This window comes from Acrocarpospora pleiomorpha, from assembly GCF_009687885.1.
Lineage (GTDB): Bacteria > Actinomycetota > Actinomycetes > Streptosporangiales > Streptosporangiaceae > Acrocarpospora > Acrocarpospora pleiomorpha.
The window spans coordinates 35,378-58,496 of sequence record NZ_BLAF01000020.1 but is presented as its reverse complement, the minus strand read 5'-3'; the positions used below and the strand labels follow the sequence as shown (position 1 = coordinate 58,496).

The following is a 23,119-nucleotide window of genomic DNA, read 5'->3' as shown; positions in this document are numbered from 1 at the left end:
CGTCCACGTCCACGTCCCCGTCCACGTCCACGTCCACGTCCACGTCCACGTCCCCGTCCACGTCCACGTCCACGTCCACGTCCACGTCCACGTCCCCGTCCACGTCCACGTCCACGTCCCCGTCCCCGTTCCCGTCCGAGATCGCGTGGGCGGACCGGTCCGGGGCGGAGGTCCCGCCCGCCCGGGACGCGATCCGGTCGGCGGCGGACGTGCTCCTGCGGGCGCGCCGCCCGCTCATCCTGGCGGGGCGCGGGGCGATCGCCGAAGCGGACCGCGCCGCGATGCTCGCCCTTGCCCGCCGCCTGGGCGCCCGGGTGGCGACGACCCTTCGGGCGAAGGAGCTGTTCCGCGGCGAGCCCGCCGACCTAGGGATCTTCGGGGGCCTCAAGGCCGACCGCTCCGCCGAGTACTTCGACGCAGCCGACGTGATCGTAGCCATCGGGGCAAGCTTGAACTCCTACACCACCTCCCAGGGAGCCGCGACCCACGGCAAGCACGTCATCCGCGTCGACGTCGACACGGCGAAGGCGCCCGCCATTCACGGCAGCGCGGCGGCGACGGCGCTGGCACTGCTGGCGGAACTGGCGGCACAAGGCCTCGATTCCGACCGGCCGCTCTGGGACATCGTCAGCCTCAAAGCGCTGCCCTCCCCCGAAACGCCCGGCGACCGGCGTCCCGGCACGGCGGAACTGGCGGCGCTAGGCCTCGATTCCGACCGGCCGCTCTGGGACATCGTCAGCCTCAAAGCGCCGCCCTCCCCCGAAACGCCCGGCGACCGGCGTCCCGGCACGGCGGAACTGGCGGCGCTAGGCCTCGATTCCGACCGGCCGCTCTGGGACATCGTCAGCCCCAAAGCGCCGCCCTCCGCCGAGATGCCCGGCGACCGACGTCCCGGCACGGTCGAATACATCGAAAGCCTCGAACTCCTGGATTCGCTGCTCCCCAAAGATCGCCTGCTCACCGTCGACGGCGGCCGGATCTTCTTCGAATCGGTGCGGCGCGTCTCGGTCTCGTCGCCGCGCGACTACGTGCACACGATGAGCATGGGATCGATCGGGCTCGGTCTCAGCCTGGCGATGGGAGCCTCCCTCGCCGACCCGGACCGGCTCTCCGTCCTGGTCAGCGGTGATGGCGGCTTCATGCTCGGCGGCCTGTCCGAGTTCACGACGGCCGTGCGCGGGAGGCTCAAGCTGCTCGTCGTCGTACTGAACGACGGCTGCTACGGAGCTGAGCACAACCACTTCGTCAAGCGCGGCCACGACCCCGCCACGACCTACTTCGACTGGCCGGACCTCGCCCCGGTCGCCCGGAGCCTCGGCGGACGCGGCGTGGAGATCCGCCGGCTCGCCGACTTCCAGCACGTCAAAGACGCGATCGCGAGCGAAACCTGGCCGCTCCTGGTCGACGTCAAACTCGACCCGAACCGGATCCCGATGGACTTCCACCGGGTCGCACCGACTACCTAGGTGCCGGTCCGGTCGACTCGCGGACCAGCAGGCGTGGCTCCTGGGGGATCACCAGGTCGCGCGGCGGCGCTCCATCGAGCTGGGCGACGATTTCGTCGACGGCGGCGGCGCCCAGTTCCAGGAGGGGCAGGGCGATCGTGGTGACGGCGGGCACGGTGAAGCCCGCCGCGGGGAAGTCGCCGTAGGCGATCACCGAGAGATCCTCGGGGACGCGGAGCCCGGCGTCGACCAGGAACCGCATGACGCCGATGGCCTGGCCGGGCGAGCTGGTGAAGATCGCGGTCGGTCCCGTTTCGAGCAGGGCGCCGGCCGAGGCGAAGCCCGTGGCCTCGGTGAAGTCGCCGAACATCGGGGGGAGCAGCGGGAGCCCCCGCGCACCGATCGCGCTCTCGAACGCGGCCAGCCGGTCCGCGCCGCTCTCGACCTCCGCGGGCCCGGCCAGGTGGGCGACCCGCCGGTGCCCGAGGCCGGTGAGGTGCTCGACGGCGAGCTCGCTGGCCCGGGCGACGTTCATGGTGACATTGCGCCCGGAGCCGGCCACCGCGCGGTTGACGAACACATGCGGGAAAGAGGATTCGCGCAGGTGCGCCACCAGCGGATGATCGGGCACGAAGGAGCCCATGAGCAGCCCGTCGACCCGCCCGCCGTCGATGAGCGAGCGCCCGGCCGGCTGCTCGTCGAAGTCCTCGGCGAGCAGCGACAGGTAACCGTGCTCTGCGGCCCGGCGGTAGGCGCCACGCGCGATCGTGATGTACGGCGGGTTGTCGATGGAGGGCGCGACCAGGGCCAGCGCCATGGTCCGCGACTTCGCCAGCGCCCTGGCCCCGGCGTGCGGCTGGTAGCCGAGGTCGTGCGCCACCTGAAGGATGCGCTGGCGCGTCTCGGGACGCACGGCCACGGTCGGGTCCGCGTTCAGCACCCGCGAGACGATGCTCTTGGTCACCTCCGCGACGGTAGCGACGTCGATGAGACGCACCCGGTCGGGCTGAGCCCCTTTCACCGCCACATCCTCCGCGCAGACCCGCACTGGTCACCTGAAGGCTAGCTTAGAGCGGAGTCTGCTGGGCGTCGATGCCGCCGTCGATGACGATTCGCGCGCCGGTGAGCGTGGGCGCGTGATCGGCGGCGAGGAAGCCGACCAGCAGCGCGATCTCCTCCTGCGCCGTCGGCTCACGCGCCGGGATGCGCGCCCGGCGGTTGGCCGCCTCCTCGTCGCTGAGCAGGTCCCAGCGGTTGCTCCAGACGTAGCCGGGAGCGATGGCGTTCACGCGGATGCCCAGCGGCGCCAGGTCGATCGCCATGCTGCGGGTGAGGCCGTCCACGGCCGCCTTGCTGGCGTTGTACGCGATCCGGCCGTGAATGGCCCGTTCCCCGGCGAGCGAGGAGATGTTCACGATCACACCCCGTCCGGCGGGCGCCATCTGCCGGGCGGCGAGCACGGAGCACAGGTGCGTGGCGAAGACGTTGACCTCGAACACCTCGCGGAGGAAGCGCGGCTTCTCCGACAGCACGTCGTCATCGCCGAGACCCAGATGGGCGGCGTTGTTCACCAGGATTCCCGGTGCGAGACCGCGCGCGACGAGCGCGGCGAAGCCCGCCTCGATCGCCTCGGGATCGGCCAGGTCGAAGCCGATCGAATGGAGCTCGGCGCCCGGAACCTCGGCGCCGATCCGGGCCGCGACCGAGGCCGCGACCGCCTCGTCGATCCCGTGCACGACGACGACCGCCCCGTCGCGGGCGAGCTGCCTGGCGATGGCCAGGCCCAGGTTGTGACTCGCCCCGGTGACGAGGGCGATCCTGGGCTTGCTCATCTGCTCTCCTTCACATGTAGCGTCATCTCGGCGTCGGGCCGGATCTCAGTGAGGGCGCCCGTGTAGTGCCGCAGGTCGTGCCGGACATAGGGGTATCTGGCGACTGCGTCCGGGTCGACCCGTACGCCCAGGCCCGGCTCGTCAGGAATCTGGGCCAGACCGCCGGTCACGACCGCGCCCTCGGACGCGATCTCGGCACGCCACGGCACGTCGGTCGCCATGGTCTCCAGGTAGGTGAAGTTGGGCGTGCACGCGGCGAGTTGCAGGGTCGCCGCGTTCGCGACCGGACCCGACGGGTTGTGCGGGGCGAAGGAGACCTGCCACAGCTCGGCCAGCGAGGCGATCGTGCGCGCCTCCCAGATGCCGCCGGCGTGGGAGACGTCCGGCTGCACGACGTCGGCGCAGCCGCGGTCGAAGACCTCCCGGAAGTCCCAGCGCGTGTAGAGCCGCTCGCCCAGCGAGATCGGCGTGGCGGTGCGCGCCTTCAACGCGCTGTAGTTCGCCAGGTTTCCCGGGATGAGCGGCTCCTCCAGCCACAGCACGCCGTACTGCTCGAGGGCTCGGGCGACCTGGACCGCCGCCGGCAGTTCGAAGCGGCCGTGCGCTTCGACGATGATGTCGGCTGCGCCGTCGACGGCCTCGGCCACGGCGGCCACGGCCGCCAGCGCCGCGCGGGACTCCGAGCGCGACAAGGTACGGAAAGCCGATCCGAACGGATCCCACTTGAGCGCCCGGTAGCCCCATTCGACCGCCTCACGCGCCTTCTCGGCGAACTCCTCCGGACGCCTGGCCCCGGCGAACCAGCCGTTCGCGTAGCACTCGACGGACGATCGCAGCCTGCCGCCGAGCAGCTCGTAGACGGGCACCCCGAGCGCTTTGCCCTTGATGTCCCACAGCGCCATCTCGATGGCCGAGAGCGCGCTCGTCAGCACGGGGCCACCGCGCCAGTACGCGTCGCGGTAGGCGTCCTGCCACCAGCCCTGGATGTCGCCGAGCTCCCGCCCGGCCAGCCCGTTCTCCAGCGCCAGCAGCGCCGCCTCGACCGTGTGCTCGCGATACTCCAGGGTCGCCTCGCCCCAGCCGTCGATCCCCTCATCGGTCTCGAGCTTCACGAAGACCCAGTTGGTGCGGTACGCGTCGCAGATGTAGGTGGTCAGCGACCGCAGCCTCATCGGTCCCGCCACCGCGCGTCGAACCCGTCCAGCACCGACGCGTCGGTGAGGACGAGCGGATAGTCCGTCAGCGGCAGCCGGTACCTGATGCCTCGCGAGCGCCAGTCGCGCACGCGGAGCTCCGCCGGCTGCTCGACCGCGTAGACCTCGCCGGTGAGCAGGTCGAACAGCACGGGATGGTCCATGCTGAGCCGATCGTCCCACCACAGCTCCACCTCGATGCTCGCCTGCTCCGCGCGCTGCTGCGGGTCCTCGGCCAGCCAGTAGGCGAACAGCGGCGCGCCGTCGCGCTCGAAGGTGGCGACGTGCGGCGCGGCCATGAGCGTCGACCGCTGCGGCGCGGCGGGGTCCCGCTCGGTGAACAGGCACATGAGCTCGGTACGCCGCGTCCGGTCGTCGAACAGGTGGCAGACCCGGCGCGCGACCTCGAAGGAGTACTTGGGCGCATAGCTCCCCCCGTGGATCAGCCCCATCATCACCGGCGCGTTGACCTTCTCGCCGGCCTGCCGGTACGGGCGCTCCATGAGATCCACCGCGTGAAAGTAGAAGATCTTGTCGAAGCCCACCCCGAGGTCGGCCAGGAACCTGCGGGCGATCCACTTGGCCTGCACGACCTGGTCCATCGCGTACATGCCGAGCCAGTCGTCGTGGTGGCCGGCGAGCTGCGAGGGGCAGCCGTTCTCGCCCTGGTAGAGGGCGATGCGCCGGTCCGGCGAGTGCTCGTCGAGGAGGCGGCGCAGCAGGTCATGGGAGTTGCGCAGGTTGTGCTCCGGCACCATCTGGTACGGGTGGAAGGAGAAGGCGTCGATCCACTGGGCGAGCCCGCCCCGCAGCGCGGCCACCAGGAAGGCGGGGTCGACGAGGGACGTGGCGCCCCCGATGATCGTGGCGTCCGGAATCTCAGCCCGCACGGCCTGCGCGGTGACCCGCACGAGATCGGCGTAGTCGCGCCCGCTGACCTCCCGCGGCTGCCAGAACTGGGGGATGTTCGGCTCGTTCCACACCTCCCAGTGCGTCACCCTGCCGCGATAACGTTCCGCGAGAGCCCGGACGAACGCCGTCCAGGCGGGCGCCGCGCCGTCGTAGTAGATCGGCACGTAGCCGACCGCGGACTCGTGCGGGACGCCCGGCATGTACAGCTCGTTGCCGAAGGTGACGCTGAACATGGTCTCGACGCCGGCCGCCGCGAGGCTGTCGACGATCTCGTCGAGCCAGGCGAAGTCGTACCGGCCCGGCTCGGTCTCGCAGCGGCTCCACCCGGTCTGCACGCGTGCCCATTTCGCCCCGAGCCTGGACAGGTGCGGATAGACCCGCTCGGCGGTGAACATGCTCCGGTCGAGGGTCTCGAAGCCGATGCCGAGCCGGGAGGAGGTGATCTCCGCCGTGGCCTGGGAGATCTCGGCCCGGCCCGCGCGGGAGACCCCGGCCGGCGGTGGCAGCTGCGCGCGCACGAGCGACGCGACGTCCTGGCTCTCGATCTGGGCGGCTGGTGTGGTCATGGAGTATCCCCTTACTTGCCGATCCCGGCGGTGAGCCCCTGGATGATCTGCCGGGTGGCGAGGACGAACAGGACGAGCAGGGGCAGCGTGGTGATGACGAGCCCCGCGAACAGCGACGCCCAGTCGTTCTGGTACTCGCCGAAGAAGGTCGTGAGCCCGACGCCGAGGGTGTAGTTGTCGCGGGAGCGGAGCATGACCAGCGGCATCAGGAAGTCATTCCAGATCGGCACGAACCGGAAGGCCACCACCGTGGCGACGGCCGGCCGGACGAGCGGCACCATGACCCGGAGGAAGACCGTGAAGTGGCTGCCGCCGTCCAGGAAGGCCGCCTCCTCCAGTTCGCCGGGCAGCTGCCGGAAGAACGCGACCAGGACGAAGACGGTGAACGGGATGCCGTTGGCCGAGTAGATGAGGATGAGGCTGAGCGGCGAGTCGATCAGCCGCAGCCAGTCCATCAGGTAGAACATCGGCAGGATGGCCAGCATGAACGGGATGAGCAGCCCGGACATGAACAGCCCCTCCAGGGCGGCGCGGCCGCGGAAGCGCCAGCGGGCGATGGCGTACGCCGCGGGCAGCGACACGGCGGTGGAGATCGCCACCGAGGAGACCGTGATCAGGATCGAGTTCAGCGCGTACCGGCTGAAGGACGCGTCCCCCCACGCGCTCACGTAGTTCGCCAGGGTCGGGTCGGTGGTGATGGGCCACGGGTCGGTCGCGATCTGCAGGTGGGTACGGAACGAGTTGAGGACCATCGTGAGCAGGGGCAGCACGCAGACCGCGGCGTACAGCCACAACACGGTGGTGATGACGACGGCCTGCGCGTTCCACCGGCGCCTCATGAGAGCTTCTCCTCCTGTGCGCGGATTGCGCGCCGGCCGAGCAGCGCGCCGCCCAGGATGAACAGGAAGAGCAGTGTCGCGAGCGCCGAGGAGACGCCGAGCGCGTTGCTCGCGCCGGACTGGAACGAGACTCGGAAGAAGAGCACGCTCAGCACGTCGGTGGCCCCGGCCGGCGAGCCCGTCGCGCCGCCGAAGGCGTACGGGAGGGTGAAGGTCTCCATCGAGCCGATGAAGGTCAGGATCGACACGGTCCCGATCACCGGGGTGAGCAGCGGCAGCGTGACGTGGCGGAACCGCCGCCAGCCGCTGGCCCCGTCCACGCTCGCCGCGTCGCTCAACTCGGGCGGGATGGCCCCGAGCGCCGCGCCGTACAGCAGGACCGGGAACCCGATCCACTGCCACACGCTCACCAGGATGAGCACCGGCAGGGCCGTGGCCGGCTCGCCGAGCCAGGACACCGCGAGCCAGTCGAGCCCGACCGCCTCGAGCGCGGCGTTGACCGGGCCGAAGGTGGGCGAGAGCAGCAACGTCCACAGGTAACCCACGACGAGGGGGCTGACCAGGTAGGGAGTGGTGTAGAGCACCTGGAACAGCCGCCGTACGGGCCCGAGCCGGTGCAGCTGCACCGCCAGGAACAACCCGACGGAATTCTGCAGCACGAGCGTCCCCGCGAAGATCGCGACGTTGTGCAGGAAGGCGCGGGGCATCTGCTCGATGTACGGCTGCTCGGTGAACAGGGTCACGAAGTTGTCGAACCAGTTGAAGCGTACGAGGTTCGTGCCGCCCCGCCACTCGAACAGCGAGTAGCCAAGGGCGCTCGCCATCGGGTAGAGCAGGACGGCCGCGAACAGGACGAACGCCGGAAGGATGAACAGGGCGACGACGATCGCCGGCGCGCGCTGCACGTTGGCGGCGTTCTTGGTGGTCTTTGCCATGAGTATTACTGGAAGTCCGCCGGGCGGAACCAGGCCTCGATGCCGGTCTGGACGCTCTTGGCCGCGCCGGCGGGGTCGGTCTCGCCGAGCCACATCTTCTGGACCTGCTCGCCCAGGAGATCCGTGCCCGACGGCGACCCGTAGCGCAGGTAGGCCGCGCCCAGGTAGGTGGACGGCGCGGACTGGTAACGCTGGTACATCTCGGCCAGCCGGGGATTCTTGAGCGTCACGCCGTCCCGGGCGGGAATGGTGCCCATGGCGTTGGCGTACAGGTTGGCGAACTCGGCGCCGGCCAGCCAGTTGAGCAGGACGCCCGCCTCGGCGGGGTGCGCGCTGCGCTTGGCCAGGGCCCAGCCGCCGTCGGCGTAGCTGACGGTGACCGCCTTCGAGGGCCAGTCCGGGTTGACCGGGACGTCGAACGTGCCGTAGTCGATCTCCGCGCCGAGGTTGGCGAACGTGGTGACCTGCCAGGCGCCCGACGGGAACATGGCCGCCCGGCCGGTCGCGAACAGGGTGACGGCCTCGTCGAGGGTGACCGAGGTGACGTTGTCGACCAGGTACGGCTGGATCTGCTCGAGCAAGCCGATGGCGGCCACGTTGTCCGGGTCGGTGAGGTTCTTGCCGCCTTCGAGGAAGGCCTGCTCGAAGTCGCCGGCGCCGCGCCGCGCGTTGCCGAGGATCTCGGCGGCCAGCGAGATCTGCGCCGCCACGGCGCCCGGGATGACGACGGGGGCGACGCCGGATTCCTTGATCTTCTGGGCGGCCTTGAGGAACTCGTCCCAGCTGGCCGGAACGCCGAGACCGAGGTCGGCGAAGATCTTCTTGTTGTAGTAGACCTGGGCGGTCTGGATGCCCTGCGGCACCGCGAAGTACTTCCCGCTCGTCTTGCCCTTTGCGCCGGCCAGAGCCGGCTTGCTGAACCCGCTCCAGTCCTTCACGACGTCGTCGAGCGGCACGATGTCGCCGCTGTCGGCGAAGCTGGACAGCACGCCGTAGGAGCGCAGGGCCACGATGTCCGGGCTCTGGGATCCGGCCAGCCCGGTGGTGAGCAGCGTCTCGTAGTTCTTGTCGAGCTGGGCCACGACCTCGAGGTCGATACCCGGGTTGGCCTTTTCGAAGGCGTCGATGATGCCGGCCTTCTTGAAGGCGGTCGTGGCCTCGTTGCTCCACGTCCACATCGTGAGACGCACCTTGTCGGCCGACGCGCCGCTTCCGCCGCCGCAGGCGCCAATGAACATCGCCGCACTCATCGCGAGCGCCAGCCTCGCGATGTGCCGGTTACGTGGAGTCGTCCACGGCGTGGACCGTTGTATCGCCACGTTACCTCCCTGTGCATTACCCGGTGATCACTTCAGAAAACCGGTTTTCTTCAGGATGCACACGCTAATGTCCAGGGCGAATCTCGGTCAACCCGTAACCAAGGGGAAATATGCGCGCGGTCGCTTACTGTTCCGGCGAGTCGCGCCGGACGGTCGCGCACCAAGCCGCGATCTCGGTACGGCGTGCCGCGCCCAGCTTGGTGAGGATGTGCTCCACATGCGCGGACACCGTCTTGGGCGAGAGCACCAGCCGTTCGGCGATCTGCCGGTTGGTGAGGCCTGCCGCGACGAGTTGCGACACCTCGAACTCGCGCCCGCTGAGCGGATGCCACGGATCCACGGGCCGGCCGCCGCCGGGCGGGGCGGCTAACCGGTCGGCCGCGTCGACGAGCGTGGTGGCCCCGGCCGATGCCGCGCCGGCGCGCACCTGGGCCACGAGCCGGGCCGCCTCGGCGTGGCGCCTGGCCTTGGCGGCCACGGCCGCCAGGTCGAGCAGCGCCCAGGCGCCCTCCCAGAACCGCCGCCTGGCCTGCCACGATTCACTCGCCGCCGCCAGCGTCCGCTGCGCCGCGGCCACGTCCCCGCGGGCGAGGAGGAGGAGTCCGCGCGCGTGCTCGACGGCGGGCAGCGTGCCGGGGATGCCACGGGCCGCGAGCGCCGCGCCGACCCGGTCCGACCAGGCCCGCGCGGCATCGATGTCGTCTCGCGCCAGATGCGCCCGTACCCCGGTGAGCAGGTACGGGAACAGATACGCGGCGTCGGTGACGTTCGCCGACACCTCGTGGCCACGTTCGCAGAGCATGAGCGCCGTGTCGTGGTCGCCCCGGCACCGCGCGGCCTCGGCCAGCCCCCACAGCGGCGGCGACAGTCGCTGCAGTTCGGCCATCCGCTCCCCCTCGGCGGACGCCTCCCCCAGCAGCTCGGCGGCGGCGTCCCAGTCACCGCGCCCCATCGCGAGGTAGCCCAGCACGTACAGCGAGGTGATCCTGGTCGTGATGCCGCCACGCCCGTCGGCGAGCGCCTGCTGCGCGGTCAGCGTGGCCGTGTCCCACTGGCCGGTGGCCCACTGGACGTGCGCGAGATGCGACGCCATGTAGTGCCGGTGATTCCAGAGCTCGACCTTCTCCCCGTAGCGCACGCCTTCCGCGAGCCAGTGCTCCGCGCGGTCGTACTCCACCAGCACGGACGCGCACGAGCCGATCATCCGGTAGCCGCGGGCCGCCTCCGCCTCCTGGTCGGTGTCGCGGGCGCGGGCGATCGCGCCTTCCAGCAGCTCCCAGCCCTGCTCCATCCGGCCCACGAACACCAGCACGGAGCCGAGCGTCGCCTCGGCGTTGAGGACGGCCTCGTCGTCGCCGATGCGCCGGCTTTCCGCGCGACCGCGCTCACCGTGGACGATGGCCTCGTCCAGGCCGTCGTCCATCAGGTAGGTGGCGGCCATCGCCGAGCGCAGCCTGGCCCGCTCGCGATCCGCGCCGGTCACGCCCTCCAGGCTGTCGAGCGCGCCGCGCAGGGTCCGTACCCTGGCCTCGAGAACGGTGCCGAGCAGGTGCGCGACCGCGACCATGCGCGGCACCAGGGCCGCCGCCGCGCGCACCTCGCCGACGCCGGTGGCCAGGTCATGAGCCGTCCTGTACGCCTCGGCGGCGGCCGTGTTGTCGTCGATGGCGGCCGCTTCATCGCCGAGCGCGGCGAACAGACTTGCCCGATCCACCGCTGAGAGCCCGGCGGGCAGGTTGCGCAGCGCCCGGCGGAACAGTTCGAGCGCCTCGCCGTGCGCCGATATCGACGCCGCCTCACGTGCGGCGATGACCGCGTGGTGGTACGCGCGTTCGGCGAGCTGGGCCTGTTCGAAATGGGTGGAGATGAACGCAGCGCGGTAGCCGCGTTCCGACGCCGTCCGCGCCACGCTCTCGTGCAGGCGGCGTCGCACGGGCAGGTCGGTGTCGGCGTAGAGGGTGTCGCGGATCAGCGCGTGGCGGAAGTCGAAGGTGACGGCGTCGGTTCCCGGCATGACCAGGTACGCCTCCCGCAGCTCGCGCAGGGCGTCGGCGACCTCGGCCGGGGCGGCTTCGGTGACCGCGGTCAGCAGGTCGAAGTCGAAGGAGCGGCCGATGACGGCCGCCGCCGACGCCACCTCGCGGGTCCGCGCCGCCAGGTGCCCGGCGCGGCTCAGCACGGCGTCGGCCAGCGTGTCGGGCACCGCCGCGGCCAGCACCACCGCGCCGGACTGCGGCGTCAGCGCGTCCTGGTCGATGGCGGCGAAAAGCTCCTCCACGTGCAGCGGGATGCCGTTGCTCCGGTCGTGGATCGCCGCCACCACCTGGGCCGGAGCCGGCCGGCCCAGCACCGCGCCGGTCATGGTGGCGATCTGGTCCGGGTTCAGGCGCGGCAGCCGGATCTCCTCGGCGAGCCGCTGCGGCAGCAGGCGGGCCCGCAGGTCGCGCATGGGCAGCTTCGGGTACAGCTCGTCGCTGCGGTACGCGCCCGCGATCAGCATCGGCCTCGACGCGAGCCGGCCGGGCAGGTGGCCGAGCACGTCGAGGCTCAGCTCGTCGGCCCAGTGCAGGTCCTCCAGGATCACCAGCATCGGGCCGCCGGGTTCGGCCATGACGAGCAGGTCGACCACGTTCTGCACCAGCAGGCGGCGCTGGCGGTGCGCGTCGCCGTCGGCCGTGGAGATCGCGCGCAGCCGGGACGACAGGCTGCGGCCGAGGTCGCTCAGAGCAGGCTCGCGGGCAGAGGTCAGATCCCCGGCCAGATCGAGGAGCAGGCCCGCGAACGACTGCGCGTCACCGGGGAAGGCCGCCGCGCGCACCACCGTGAAACCCCTCGCCCGGGCACGCTGGGCGATCGCGCCGAGCAGGCGCGTCTTGCCGATGCCCGCCTCGCCGGCGACGAACAGCAGCTGACCGGCCCCGGCCGCCGCCTCGGCGAGCCGGCGATCCGCCAGCGCCACGAACTCGTCCCTGCCGACGAGGACGGGCGACTGGACCACACCATGAACCGGCATCGCGCACCCCCTCCACGTCAGTATCCGACAGCGGCGCAATAGGTCACCTGACCGATGATTCGCACGCTATCCGCATGGAGGCTTGAACCTATGGCGAAGTTCATGGACGTGCACACCGGATTCGTCGATGGCACGGAAGACCAGCTGCGCGAGGTGCACGAGCGCGCTCTGGCGGCCGAAGCGAGCGAGGGCGTGCGGTTCGAACGGATGTGGCTCGACCCGGAGGCGGGCAAGGTCTTCTGCCTTTCGTCCGGTCCGTCGAAGGAAGCGGTGCTCCGGGTCCACGACAAGGCCGGGCATCCCACGACGGAGATCTACGAACTGCAGATCGAGGTAGGCCGCCGGGCAGACCTTTCAGATACGGGGCGATCGTGCGGGTAGCTCCCGCCGGATATGAGGAAACTGAGATGACAACCCTCCACGTGGCAGGTCGCGGAATCGAGATCCGGACCGGGACCTGGGCGATCAACGTGCTCGGACCGCTCGAGGCGCGCTGCGGGGGCCGCCTCGTCGCGCTGCCCCCACGCCGCAGGGGCCTGCTGGCGCTGCTGGCGCTCAGGGCGGGCAGCATGGTCACGGCCGACCAGCTGGTGGACGGGCTGTGGGGCGAGGACGCGCCGCCCACGGCCCTGCGCACGCTGCACGCGCACATCGCCAAGCTGGGCGCCGCCCTGGGCGAGGTCGGGGGCGAGCGGGCGATCCGGCGACTCGATCCGGGGTACGCGCTGGCCGCGGATGCCGTACGGGTCGATCGGGACTGGTTCGAGGAGCTGGCCACCGGCGGCTTGCGCCACAGCGCGGCGGGGCGATACGCCGAAGCGGCGCGGAGCTTCGCCCGCGGCCTGGCGCTGTGGCGGGGGCCGGCGTTGTCGGGCTGCCCGGTGCACGGCTGGGCGGTCGCGGAGGCGGACTACCTGGAAGGGCTGCGGCTCCAGGCGTACGAGGGCCTGTTCGCCGCCAGGCTGGCCGCGGGCCTGCGGGACACGACGGTCGGCGAGGTCGAACGCCTGGTCGCCGAGCATCCGCTGCGGGAGCGGCTCTGGGAGCTGCTGATCGTCGCGCTGCAGGTGAACGGCCGGTCCGGGGACGCGCACCGGACGTATCGGCGGGCCCGCCGCACGCTCATCGACGAGCTCGGCGTCGAGCCCGGGGAAGGGTTGCGGCACGTCGTGGCCGGCGTCCTGCGGGGAGTCGCGGATCCGCGGCCGCTGCTTCGCCTGGCGCCGGCTTCAGGCCATCCTCAAAGTCGCCGCGCATCCTGAGGTCAGGAGCTCCAGCTCCTGGCTCATCGCGCCGGAGAGGCGGCGCAGCAGCCGGTGGGCCTCGCCCAGGTTCCAGTCGTAGGAGGCGAGGTCATCGGTGGCGGTGAAGAGGTCGGCGGACAGATCATCGCGAATGTGCTCGTAGCGGGCGAGGGCCGTCTCGATCGGTTCCGATCCGCCATGACCGGCGACGATCGATTCGGCGAGCAGCTGCGCGTCCCGCAGGGCCTGCGTGATCCCGTGCGTGCCGAGAGGGTCCTTGAAATAGCCGGCGTCGCCGACGAGCGCCCACCCCGGGCCGTGCGCCGCCCGGATGAGGCTCGGGGCGCCCGGCCAGCCGCGTACCGGCCCGGCGGGGACGGCCGCGCGGAGTTCGCCGACGGCGTTGGGCGCCGCCCGGGAGAAGGCGTCGGCGAGCGCCTGCCGGTGGTCCTTTCGGCGGGACGCGCCGAACAGGCCGGCGGGCATGCCGGCGAACACGCAGGTGGCTCCCCCGTTGGTGGGGATGAAGCCGGCCGCCGCCCCCGGCCGGTAGAACCAGCGGTAGCCCTCGTTCGCCAGCCCGGTCACGTACGCGTACCACACCGCTCCCGCGTTCCGGCCGCGCCTGGTCACCGGCGCGCCCACGGCCTCGGCGATGGTCGACCGCAGGCCGTCGGCGCCGACGACCATCGGCGCGTACGCGTGGAACGCGCCCTGCCGGTCCCGGCCGGTGACGCCGCACACCCGGCCATGCCGATCACGATGGACCCCCGCCACATTGACACCCAGCGCGATGTCTGCGCCGGCCGCGGCGGCCTTGCCGAGGAGCAGGGCGTCCAGCACGGTCCGCCGCGGCGCGTACAGGGCCGGCACCCCCGCCGTGGCGCGAATGGCGAGGGTGGTGGCGTGGGTCCCGTAGTCGAAGTGGGTGTGTGTGATCGCCGGCGTCCCGGCCGCGATGACGCCTTCGAGCAGCCCCCACTTGGCCAGCTGCAGCACGCCCGCGCGCATGAGCGCGTGCGTGGACAGGGTGTCGGTCCCGGATTCGGCGCGGTCGACGACCAGGACGCGCAGTCCCGCCCGGGCGAGCAGCATCGCCGTGGCGGCGCCCGCGCAGCGGGCGCCGACCACCAGCGCGTCGTACCGGCCGGCCGACGGGGAGTGCATGGGGGACCCCTTCCGTTCCACGGTCAGGTGGCGGCGGACGGCCGCACGAACTGAGACATGGATAACCGGGCCCTGTTGCCGTCACGTTGCCACGGGGAGAGCCAGGTCCGGATCGGTCAGGTTTCCGACGTGCTCTTGGCGACCCGGTCGGCCGTGCGCTGGAGGTGCTCGCGCATGATCTTGGTGGCGGCCTCGGTGTCGCCCGCCTCGATCGCGTCCACGAAGGCCTGGTGCTCGGTGTTGCCGCGGCGGCCCATCAGCGGAGCCAGCGTCTGAGCCTCTCGGAGTGACGCCAGCAGGGGGCCGTGGAAGCTCTGCACCAGCATCTCGATGGCCACGTTGTGGGTGCACGCGGCGACCCGGACGTGGAACTCGGCGGACAGCGTCATCGAGTACGAGTCGTCCTTCAGCGCCGCCCGCTGGCGGGCGCAGATCTCCTTCAGCGCGGCGATGTCCTCGGTGGTGGCGCGCTCCACCACGAGCGGGACGATGCCGAGTTCGAAGACCATGCGCGCCTCGGTCACCTCGGCCGCGGTGAGCGGGCTGAGATTGAGCAGGTCGGCGAGGCCCTCGCCGAGCCTGGCGTTGGTCGGCGTGGTCACGAACGCGCCGCCGTGCGCCCCCACCCGGATGTCGACCAGGCCGCCTGCCTCCAGCACCCGCAGCGCCTCGCGCACGGTGACCCGGCTCACCCCGAACTTCACGCACAGCTCGCGCTCGCTGGGCAGGCGGTCGCCGGGCTTGAGCTTGCCCTGGCGCATGAGCAGGCGGATCTGATCGACGATGACCTGGGAGACCCGGGAGAGGCTCACCGGGCTGAACAGGTCGGCCCCCGACCCCAATGGGGATTCCTCGTCGCCGGCCATCAGGTCGTCCTCTCGCATCGATCGCCACTACTCGCCGCCGTCGATATTGTACGGTGCGAATGGAGTGTGGTCATACCAATAGACTATTCCTCCGGTTGGTCAGGAGGAGGGCGAGGGTGACGTCAGCACCAGCGGAACTCGGGCGGTTGCGCCGAACCGTCGCGCTCGCGTGCCGGATCCTCGCCAACGCCGGACTCGCCTCGGACATCCTCGGCCACGTGAGCGTGCGCGCCGGCGCCGGCACGCTGCTCGTCCGGTGTCGCGGCCCGCGCGAGGAGGGGCTGCTCTTCACCACCGAGCAGGACGTCCACCTGGTCGGCCTCGACGGCGAGAACCGGCCGCTCGACGGCTGGTCGGCCCCCGCGGAGCTGCCGATCCACACCGAGGTGCTGCGGGCGCGCCCCGAGGTCGACGCGGTCGTGCACGCCCATCCGCCCGGCGTCCTCCTCGCCGGTCTCGCCGACCTCCCGCTGCGCCCCGTCTTCGGGGCGTACAACATCCCGGCGGCCAGGCTCTCCCTCGACGGGGTGCCGGTCTACCCGCGCTCCGTGCTGGTCCGCCGTCCCGAACTCGGCCGCGAGGTGGTCGCGGCGATGGGCTCGGCGCCGGTGTGCGTGCTCAGAGGCCACGGCATCGTCACGGTCGGCTCGGGTGAGCACGCCGTCGAGCAGGCCGTCGTCCGGGCGCTGAACCTGGAGGTGCTCGCCGGGCTCGCCCTCGAGCTGGCCCGGCTGGGACGCCCGGTCGCCGACCTGCCGCCCGAGGATGTGGCGGAGCTGCCCGATCTGGGCTCCGCCTTCAACGACCTGCAGATCTGGCGTCACCAACTCGCCCGGCTGCGACTCGCGGGGCTCGACCTGCCGGAGGCCGAGGGCTAGGCCGAGGCCGCCCGGGCCCGGCGCAGCATCGGTGTCACGGCCGCCGCGGCGGCGCCGACCGAGACGGCGGCGAGCAGCAGCCCGGCGCCCGGGCCCCACCGCTGGCACACCAGCCCGGTGATCGGGCCGCCGATCGGCGTGCTGCCCAGGGAGATGAGGCTGTGCAGCGCGATGACGCGCCCCTGCATCGCGGGCTCGACGCCGATCTGCAGGAGGGTACGGGCGAGCGTGTTGAACACGATGTTCGCGACGCCCAGGCCGACGATCACCGCCAGCGCGGCGGCCAGCCACGGGGTGAAGGCGGCGACCGCGCACACCCCCGCGAACACCCACGTCCAGCGCAGCAGGGACCAGGCCATGACGGACTGGCGGGCGGCGCTGCCCAGCGCGCCGATCACCGCGCCCACGCCGAGCGCGGAGGTGAGCCAGCCGTACACCTCGGCGCCGCCGCCGAAGGTGTCGCGGGCGAGCAGCGGGAAGACCACGCGGAAGTTCTGGCCGAGCAGGGCGACCACCGCCACCAGGACCAGGCAGGCGCACAGCTCGGGACGGTGCCAGACGTACCGGAGCCCTTCCCTGGCCTGGCCCCGGGCCCTGGCCACCGGCGGGAGCCGGCGTAACGCCGCGGTGTCCATCCGGGCCAGCCCGAGCAGCACTCCGGCGAAGGACAGCGCGTTGACCGCGAAGGCCACGCCGACGTCGACGGCGGCGATGAGCAGACCGGCGATCGCCGGGCCGACGAGGCGGCCGACGTTGTGCACGGTGGAGTTCAGCGACTGGGCGTTGATGTAGTCCTCCGGGCCGACCAGGTCGGTGACGAACGCGTGCCTGGCCGGGGTGTCGAGCACGGTGACCAGCCCCAGGCCGAGCGCCAGGGCGTACACCATCCAGAGCCGCACGCTGCCGGTCAGGACGATCGCGGCGAGGGCGGCGGCGAGCAGGGCGCTCGCCGTCTGGGTCAGCATGATCATGCGGCGCCGGTCGAACCGGTCGACGAGGACGCCGCCCCACAACCCGAACAGGAGCGTCGGCAGGAACTGCAGCGAGGTCGAGATGCCCAGGGCCACCGCCGAGTCGGAGAGGTCGAGCACGAGCCAGTCCTGGGCGACGCGCTGCATCCAGGTGCCCGCGACGCTGATCGCGTGCCCGGCGAAGTAGAGGCGGTAGTTCCGGATGGCGAGGGACCGGAACACCCGTTGCCCGGCGGCACGCGCGCGCACGGCGAGACCGGCGCTCAGTCGACGCAACGAGCAACCCTCCCATATTGGGCAAATGGTATTACATTTCTACCACACACGATCAGGAGGAGAAGTCATGGGAGCAACGGTCGCGGTGATCGGCCTCGGGGCGATGGGACTGCCCGTCGCGCGCCACCTGCTCGCCGCCGGCGTGCGGGTGACGGTGCGCGATCTCGACCCGGCGGCGGTCCGGGCCGCGGTGGCGCACGGCGCCCACTCTGCCGCCAGCGACGCCGAGGCCGCTGAGAACGCCGACGCGGTGGCCGTCTTCGTGCCGACCGACGCGGATGTCCTGGCGGTCTGCCTCGGCTCCTCGGGCGTACTGGCCGGCGCCGGCGCGGGCACCGCCGTCCTGCTCTGCTCGTCCGTACGGCCCGAGACGTGCCGCCAGGTCGCGGCGGACGCGCCCGCGGGCGTGGACGTGCTCGACGCGGCGCTCACCGGCGGGGTGCGCGGCGCGGAGGCGGGCGAGATCAACCTGCTCGTCGGCGGCGACCCCGCCGCCCTGGAGCGCGTGCGCCCGCTGCTCGCCCCGTGGACCGCCGCGGTCCACCATCTGGGCCCGCTCGGCTCCGGGCAGGTCGGCAAGACCGCGAACAACCTGGTGCACTGGGCGCAGATCTGCGCGGTCACCGAGGCGCTGGAGCTGGCCCGCCGCGCCGGTGTCGACGTCCGCGCGCTGCGGCGGGCGCTGATGGACGGGCCGACCGACTCGCGGACCCTGCGGGAGCTGGAGCAGATGCGCCTGACCTGGCACGCCAAGGATCTCGCCAACACGGCCACGCTCGCCGCCGAGGTCGGCCTCGAGATTCCGGTCGCCGAGACGGCGCGGCGGGTGATGACCGGAATAGGCGTGGAGGATGTCGCGCGGCTGCTGGGTAACGGGCCGCTCTACCAGTCCTAACGCGCGTAACATTAGCGTAACAGTATGGACTGAAGGTTAGACCTTTAGCCCCCGCAGGGGTTCACTCATCGTCAATACGGCGTTCTGGAGGCAAAAGTGCGTGACGAATACCTGAAAGGCGTCCTGTCGAGCGAGAAGAAGAACCGCGACGCGTCGGAGATCGCGGCGCGGGACGAGTTCAACAAGCGGCACCCCCCGATCAAGGGCCTCGTCGTCCCGCACGACCTCCGGAAGATGGATCTGCCGGAACGGCCGTGGCGCAACAACCGCGGCCAGTGGTTCGATTTGGCCGACTACGAGGTGCTCAACGCGCACCTCGCGGAGCTCAAGCCGGGCAGCGCCTCGGTGCGCCACCGGCACACCACGGAGGCCTACCTCTACATCGTCAAAGGCAGCGGCTACTCGCTTGTGAACTATGACGACGATCCGGTCGAGGTGGTCGAGTGGTCGGAGGGAACCCTCTTCGCGCCGCCGCGGTGGGCTTGGCACCAGCACTTCAACCTGGACGAGAACGACACCTCACGGTACCTCGCGATCCAGGACACCGGCCTGTTGCGCACCATGCGGCTGCACAACATCGAGCGCCACTCGGTCCAGCTCACCAAGGAGCAGGGGTTCGAACTCCTGCGGGCCGCGATCGACAGCGGGACCGTTCACGGCGGGCACCACGGTCGCGAGGACGGCTCCATCGTCGAGCCGCACGACAGCTGATCCACCGCACATCTCTCGGGGGCACATGAACCACGCCATCACCGCGCCGGCGGACACCGGCCCGGTGAGCACTGCAGGAGCTGCATATGCGACACCCCTCGATCCTCCCCGCGGTCGCCGCGCTGGCGACCGCGCTCGCCCTCACGGCCTGCGGTGCGTCGCCGACCGCGACCGGCACGACTGACACCAACGCGAAAGACGCGGCCGCCGCCAAGGCGCAGGCGGTCTACGACCGCATCAACGGTCTCACCGGCGAGGAGCGCCACAAGACGCTGGTCGAGCTCGCCGAGAAGGAGGGCAAGCTCTCCATCTACACCTCCAACACCGACATGGACAGCCTGGTCGAGGGATTCGAGAACACCTACGACATCGAAGTCAGCGTGTACCGCGGCAACTCGGAGTCGGTGCTGCAGCGCGTCCTGCAGGAGCAGCAGGCGAACTACTTCGGCAACGACTTCATCGACACCAACGCCGGTGAACTCAACATCATGAACAAGGAAGGCTTCTTCTCCCCGTACCAGGGCGAGCTTCGCGAGGCGGTGCGCAAGGAGGGCAAGGCCGAGGGCTGGACGGCGTCGCGGTTCAACGCCTTCGTCGTCGGCTGGAACACCACCAAGGTCAAGCCGGGCGAGGAGCCCAAGACCATCGAGGACCTGGCCGATCCGAAGTGGAAGGGCCAGGTGTCCATGGAGGTCGGGGACGTGGACTGGTTCGCCGGTCTCTACACCTACTTCCTGCAGCAGGGTAAGTCCGAGGCCGAGGTGCGCGATCTGTTCACCCGGATCGCCGCCAACTCGAAGATCGCCAAGGGGCACACCACGCAGGGCGAGCTGTTGTCGGCCGGGCAGTTCGGGATCACGGTGTCCTCCTACAGCCACACCGTCGACAAGGCCGCCGACAAGGGCGCCCCCGTCAGCTGGCATCCGGCGTCCGGCGGGCCGGTCCAGCCGATCATCGTCCGGCCCAACGGCGTGGCGCTGATGAAGACCGCGACCAACCCGGCGGCGGCGATGCTCTTCGTCGACTGGGAACTCACCGAGGGCCAGAAGATCCTCGCCGAGGCCTTCCGGGTGGGCTCGATCCCCGGTGCCACGGATCCGTTCGCCGATCTGACCGTGGTCCCCGTGCCCGAGCAGGAACTGCTCGCGGACCCGAAGAAGTGGGACGACCTCTACGCCCAGATCGTCAGCGCGGGACAGGAAGTCCAATGAACGGGACCCGGGTCGCCCTAGCCGGCCTCGTCCTTGCGGTGGCGGTAACCGGCTGCGGCGCGTCCCCGACCTCAACCGCCGGCGGTGGCACCGGCGGTGCCAGCGGACCCACCGCCGCCGAGAAGCTGTACGCGGAACTGGGCGCGCTCTCCGGTCAGGCCCGGCGCGACAAGCTCGTCGAGCTGGCCGAGCAGGAGGGCGCCCTCGACCTGTACACGTCGATGACGAGCGACGTCGCCACCGTGGTCACCGAGGCGTTCGGCGACACCTTCGACGTCGAGATCAACCTGTACCGGGCCGGTTCGGAGACCGTCCTGCAGCGGATCCTGCAGGAGCGCGGCGCCGGTTACCAGGGCAACGACATGGTGGAGACGAACGCGAACGAGCTCTTCGCGCTCAACAAGGAGGGGCTGCTCGGCACGTACGCGGGCGAGCGCCGGGACCTGGTGCCGGAGGCGGGCCGGTTCGACGGCTGGACCGCGACCCGCTTCAACCTGTTCGCGCCGAGCTGGAACACCACCCTGGTGCCCGCCGGACAGCAGCCCAGGACCTGGGAGGATCTGGCCGACCCGAAGTGGGACGGCAAGCTCTCGATGGAGCTCGCCGACTACGACTGGTACCTGACGCTCTACACCTACTGGCAGCAGCAGGGGAAGTCCGCGGCGGACATCGACAAGATCTTCGCCGACATGGCGGCCGGTGCGAAGATCGTCAAGGGGCACACGGTGCAGGGCGAGCTGCTGTCGGCCGGTCAGTTCTCCGTAGTCGCCTCCAACTACTCCTATATCGTGCAGCGCGCCAAGGCCAAGGGCGCTCCGGTCGACTACCTGCCGTTCGTCGAGCCGATCGTGGCCCGCCCCAACGGCTTCGGCCTGATGAAGAGCGCCAGGCATCCGGCGGCGGCGATGCTGTTCGCGGACTGGATGCTGCAGGAGGGCCAGAAGCTGCTCGTGGACGAGGGGCTCACCCCGGCCATCGTCGAGGGCGACGACCCGCTCAAGCAGCTGAAGATCATCCCGATCGACGTCAAGACGCTCGTCGAGAAGGGCCCGGAGTGGAGCCGGCGGTACGAGAAGGTCGTCGCCGGCGGCGAGGTGCTGTCCGAATGACGACCGCATCCCCCGCCGTGACCGCCGAGCGGTCGGCGCCGCGCACTCCGCGACGCCGGTGGTGGCCGACCCCGAAACTGATCATCATCATCGCAGTCGCGGGCGCCATCGGCTACCTCGCCCTCGTGCCCCTCTACTACCTGCTCTGGGGCACCTTCTTCGACGCCTCGGGCTTCACCCTCGGCGGGTTCGCCACCGCGTACGGCGACTCCCGGATCGGCAGCCTGATCGGCAACTCGCTCTGGTTCGCGGCCGGCTCCGCGGTGCTCTCCCTCGTGGTCGGCACCAGCCTGGCCTACCTCAACGTCCGGACCGACGTACCGTTCAAGGCGCTGTTCTTCGCCGCGTCGATCATCCCGCTGATCATTCCGGGGATCCTGTACACCATCTCGTGGATCTTCCTCGCGAGCCCCGACATCGGCCTCATCAACAAGGCCCTCGAACCGGTCTTCGGCGCCGCCGCCGTCGACATCTTCACCATCTGGGGCATGATCTGGGTCGAGGGGCTGCACCTGTCCCCCATCGTCTTCCTGCTGATGGTCGCCGCGTTCCGGTCCATGGACCCGTCGCTGGAGGAGTCGGCGCTGATGTGCGGCGCGACCCGCCTGCAGGTGTTCCGGAAGATCACCGTGCCGCTGACCCGCCCGGCCATCGTCGCGGCCGTGCTCGTCATGGCGGTGCGCAGCCTGGAGAGCTTCGAGGTGCCGGCGCTGCTCGGCCTGCAGAACGGCATCTACGTCTTCACCAGCCGGATCTACTTCGTGCTCCGCAGCTACCCGCCGGACCTGGCCGCCGCCGGCGCGCTGGCGCTCGGCCTGCTGGTGCTGGCCGTGCTCGGCGTGGCCATCTCCAACCTGGTCGGACGGGCCGGGAAGAGCTTCCAGACCGTGACCGGCAAGGGCTTCCGGCCGCGCCCGATGGAGCTCGGCAGGTGGCGGCCGGTGATGGGCGCGGCGATCGTCTGCTACTTCCTGCTGACGGTCGTGGCGCCGCTGGTCGTGCTCCTGTACACCTCGCTGCTCAAGTTCTACCAGGCGCCGTCGATGGCGGCGCTGCGGTCGATGTCGCTGGACAACTACGTCGAACTGCTGGGCCTGTCGCAGGCGGCCACCGCGCTGCGGAACTCGCTGTTCCTCGGGATCGCGACGGCGACGCTGGTGATGGCCGTGATGGCGATCGCCGCCTGGATCACGGTGCGCTCCCGCATCCCCGGGCGCCAGCTGATCGACCAGTTCGCGTTCGTGCCCCTGGTCATCCCCGGCCTGGTGCTCGGTCTCGCGCTGTCCTTCGTGTACCTGCGCAGCCCGATTCCGATCTACGGCACGATCTTCATCCTGCTCATCGCGTACGTCACCCGGTACATGCCGTACGGCATGCGTTACTCGGTCACCTCGATGCAACAGATCGCCACCGAACTCGAAGAGTCGGCGCAGGTCAGCGGGGCCAGCTGGTGGCAGACCTTCCGGCGGGTGCTGCTCCCGCTGCTCGCGCCGGGACTGCTGGCCGGCTGGATCTACATCCTCGTGGTCTCCTTCCGCGAGCTGTCCAGCTCGATCCTGCTCTACAGCCCCGGCAACGAGGTCCTGTCCATCCTCATCTTCGAACAGTACGAGAACGGCCAGTTCACCGTGCTCGCCGCGCTCGGCGTGGTGATGGTCCTGACGCTGGTCGTGCTGGTCACGGTGGCATACAAGCTCGGCGCCAAGGTCGGCTTGCGGGAGAACTAGGCCCGGCGGG

21 protein-coding genes are annotated in these 23,119 nt (G+C 70.8%); 9 read left to right on the top strand and 12 right to left on the bottom strand.

The window, feature by feature from the left end; translation table 11 throughout:
* Positions 1-238 (bottom strand): hypothetical protein (locus Aple_RS52800; protein WP_176644303.1); only part of this gene is annotated, 238 nt, incomplete at its 3' end.
* Here Aple_RS52800 and Aple_RS19250 point away from each other — a divergent pair.
* Entirely contained in the window at positions 210-1,466 is a 1,257-nt protein-coding gene (locus Aple_RS19250; protein ID WP_155346013.1) for a thiamine pyrophosphate-dependent enzyme, read from the top strand. The two genes, Aple_RS52800 and Aple_RS19250, sit on opposite strands and share 29 nt — an antisense overlap.
* On the opposite strand, the gene Aple_RS19245 is transcribed toward Aple_RS19250, so the two are convergent.
* The 8 genes from Aple_RS19245 to Aple_RS19210 all read right to left on the bottom strand — a co-directional run bounded on the left by Aple_RS19245 (position 1,459) and on the right by Aple_RS19210 (position 12,054).
* Complete coding sequence (locus tag Aple_RS19245; RefSeq protein ID WP_218038412.1) at positions 1,459-2,466, bottom strand: LacI family DNA-binding transcriptional regulator; 1,008 nt, start codon at positions 2,464-2,466, stop codon at positions 1,459-1,461. The two genes, Aple_RS19250 and Aple_RS19245, sit on opposite strands and share 8 nt — an antisense overlap.
* A 46-nt stretch (positions 2,467-2,512) precedes the next feature.
* The gene (locus Aple_RS19240) at positions 2,513-3,277 is read right to left on the bottom strand and encodes an SDR family NAD(P)-dependent oxidoreductase (RefSeq protein WP_155346012.1); all 765 of its coding nucleotides are present in this window, start codon (positions 3,275-3,277) and stop codon (positions 2,513-2,515) included.
* Positions 3,274-4,449 carry a galactonate dehydratase gene (gene dgoD, locus Aple_RS19235; RefSeq protein WP_155346011.1) on the bottom strand — a complete coding sequence of 392 codons (1,176 nt, stop codon included), beginning with the start codon at positions 4,447-4,449 and terminating at the stop codon, positions 3,274-3,276. The genes Aple_RS19240 and dgoD overlap by 4 nt, the downstream gene beginning before the upstream one ends.
* The gene (locus Aple_RS19230) at positions 4,446-5,948 is read right to left on the bottom strand and encodes a GH39 family glycosyl hydrolase (protein ID WP_155346010.1); all 1,503 of its coding nucleotides are present in this window, start codon (positions 5,946-5,948) and stop codon (positions 4,446-4,448) included. The genes dgoD and Aple_RS19230 overlap by 4 nt, the downstream gene beginning before the upstream one ends.
* An 11-nt stretch (positions 5,949-5,959) precedes the next feature.
* Positions 5,960-6,787, bottom strand: coding sequence for a carbohydrate ABC transporter permease (locus Aple_RS19225; RefSeq protein ID WP_155346009.1), 828 nt, complete (start codon positions 6,785-6,787; stop codon positions 5,960-5,962).
* Positions 6,784-7,722 carry a carbohydrate ABC transporter permease gene (locus tag Aple_RS19220; RefSeq protein WP_155346008.1) on the bottom strand — a complete coding sequence of 313 codons (939 nt, stop codon included), beginning with the start codon at positions 7,720-7,722 and terminating at the stop codon, positions 6,784-6,786. The genes Aple_RS19225 and Aple_RS19220 overlap by 4 nt, the downstream gene beginning before the upstream one ends.
* Positions 7,723-7,727: 5 nt before the next feature.
* Complete coding sequence (locus Aple_RS19215) at positions 7,728-9,041, bottom strand: extracellular solute-binding protein (RefSeq protein WP_155346007.1); 1,314 nt, start codon at positions 9,039-9,041, stop codon at positions 7,728-7,730.
* A 124-nt stretch (positions 9,042-9,165) separates the two neighbouring features.
* Positions 9,166-12,054, bottom strand: coding sequence for a helix-turn-helix transcriptional regulator (locus Aple_RS19210; protein ID WP_155346006.1), 2,889 nt, complete (start codon positions 12,052-12,054; stop codon positions 9,166-9,168).
* Positions 12,055-12,156: 102 nt separating this feature from the next.
* On the opposite strand from Aple_RS19210, the gene Aple_RS19205 reads away from it, so the two are divergent.
* A complete protein-coding gene (locus Aple_RS19205) occupies positions 12,157-12,435 on the top strand; it encodes a nickel-binding protein (protein WP_246264614.1) in 279 nt (92 codons plus the stop codon).
* Between the two features lie 26 nt (positions 12,436-12,461).
* Complete coding sequence (locus Aple_RS19200) at positions 12,462-13,316, top strand: AfsR/SARP family transcriptional regulator (RefSeq protein ID WP_155346004.1); 855 nt, start codon at positions 12,462-12,464, stop codon at positions 13,314-13,316.
* On the opposite strand, the gene Aple_RS19195 is transcribed toward Aple_RS19200, so the two are convergent.
* Positions 13,284-14,465, bottom strand: a complete 1,182-nt coding sequence (locus Aple_RS19195) for an FAD-dependent oxidoreductase (RefSeq protein WP_155346003.1) — start codon at positions 14,463-14,465, stop codon at positions 13,284-13,286. The two genes, Aple_RS19200 and Aple_RS19195, sit on opposite strands and share 33 nt — an antisense overlap.
* Before the next feature lie 116 nt (positions 14,466-14,581).
* Positions 14,582-15,349, bottom strand: coding sequence for a FadR/GntR family transcriptional regulator (locus Aple_RS19190; RefSeq protein WP_218038411.1), 768 nt, complete (start codon positions 15,347-15,349; stop codon positions 14,582-14,584).
* Between the two features lie 98 nt (positions 15,350-15,447).
* Between Aple_RS19190 and phtC the strand changes: the two genes are divergently transcribed.
* On the top strand, positions 15,448-16,209 hold the full coding sequence (gene phtC / locus Aple_RS19185) for a 3,4-dihydroxyphthalate decarboxylase (RefSeq protein WP_246264612.1): 762 nt from the start codon (positions 15,448-15,450) through the stop codon (positions 16,207-16,209).
* Here phtC and Aple_RS19180 read toward each other — a convergent pair.
* Complete coding sequence (locus tag Aple_RS19180) at positions 16,206-17,456, bottom strand: MFS transporter (RefSeq protein ID WP_170321557.1); 1,251 nt, start codon at positions 17,454-17,456, stop codon at positions 16,206-16,208. The genes phtC and Aple_RS19180 overlap by 4 nt on opposite strands.
* Here Aple_RS19180 and Aple_RS19175 point away from each other — a divergent pair.
* The 5 genes from Aple_RS19175 to Aple_RS19155 all read left to right on the top strand — a co-directional run bounded on the left by Aple_RS19175 (position 17,383) and on the right by Aple_RS19155 (position 23,109).
* Positions 17,383-18,351 carry an NAD(P)-dependent oxidoreductase gene (locus tag Aple_RS19175; RefSeq protein WP_155346000.1) on the top strand — a complete coding sequence of 323 codons (969 nt, stop codon included), beginning with the start codon at positions 17,383-17,385 and terminating at the stop codon, positions 18,349-18,351. The genes Aple_RS19180 and Aple_RS19175 overlap by 74 nt on opposite strands.
* A gap of 96 nt (positions 18,352-18,447) precedes the next feature.
* Positions 18,448-19,062 carry a cupin domain-containing protein gene (locus Aple_RS19170; protein ID WP_155345999.1) on the top strand — a complete coding sequence of 205 codons (615 nt, stop codon included), beginning with the start codon at positions 18,448-18,450 and terminating at the stop codon, positions 19,060-19,062.
* Positions 19,063-19,148: 86 nt separating this feature from the next.
* A complete protein-coding gene (locus Aple_RS19165) occupies positions 19,149-20,273 on the top strand; it encodes an ABC transporter substrate-binding protein (RefSeq protein ID WP_155345998.1) in 1,125 nt (374 codons plus the stop codon).
* Positions 20,270-21,382, top strand: coding sequence for an ABC transporter substrate-binding protein (locus Aple_RS19160; protein ID WP_155345997.1), 1,113 nt, complete (start codon positions 20,270-20,272; stop codon positions 21,380-21,382). Before Aple_RS19165 ends, Aple_RS19160 begins: the two co-directional genes overlap by 4 nt.
* Positions 21,379-23,109, top strand: coding sequence for an ABC transporter permease (locus tag Aple_RS19155; RefSeq protein WP_155345996.1), 1,731 nt, complete (start codon positions 21,379-21,381; stop codon positions 23,107-23,109). Before Aple_RS19160 ends, Aple_RS19155 begins: the two co-directional genes overlap by 4 nt.
* Positions 23,110-23,119: the final 10 nt, after the last annotated feature.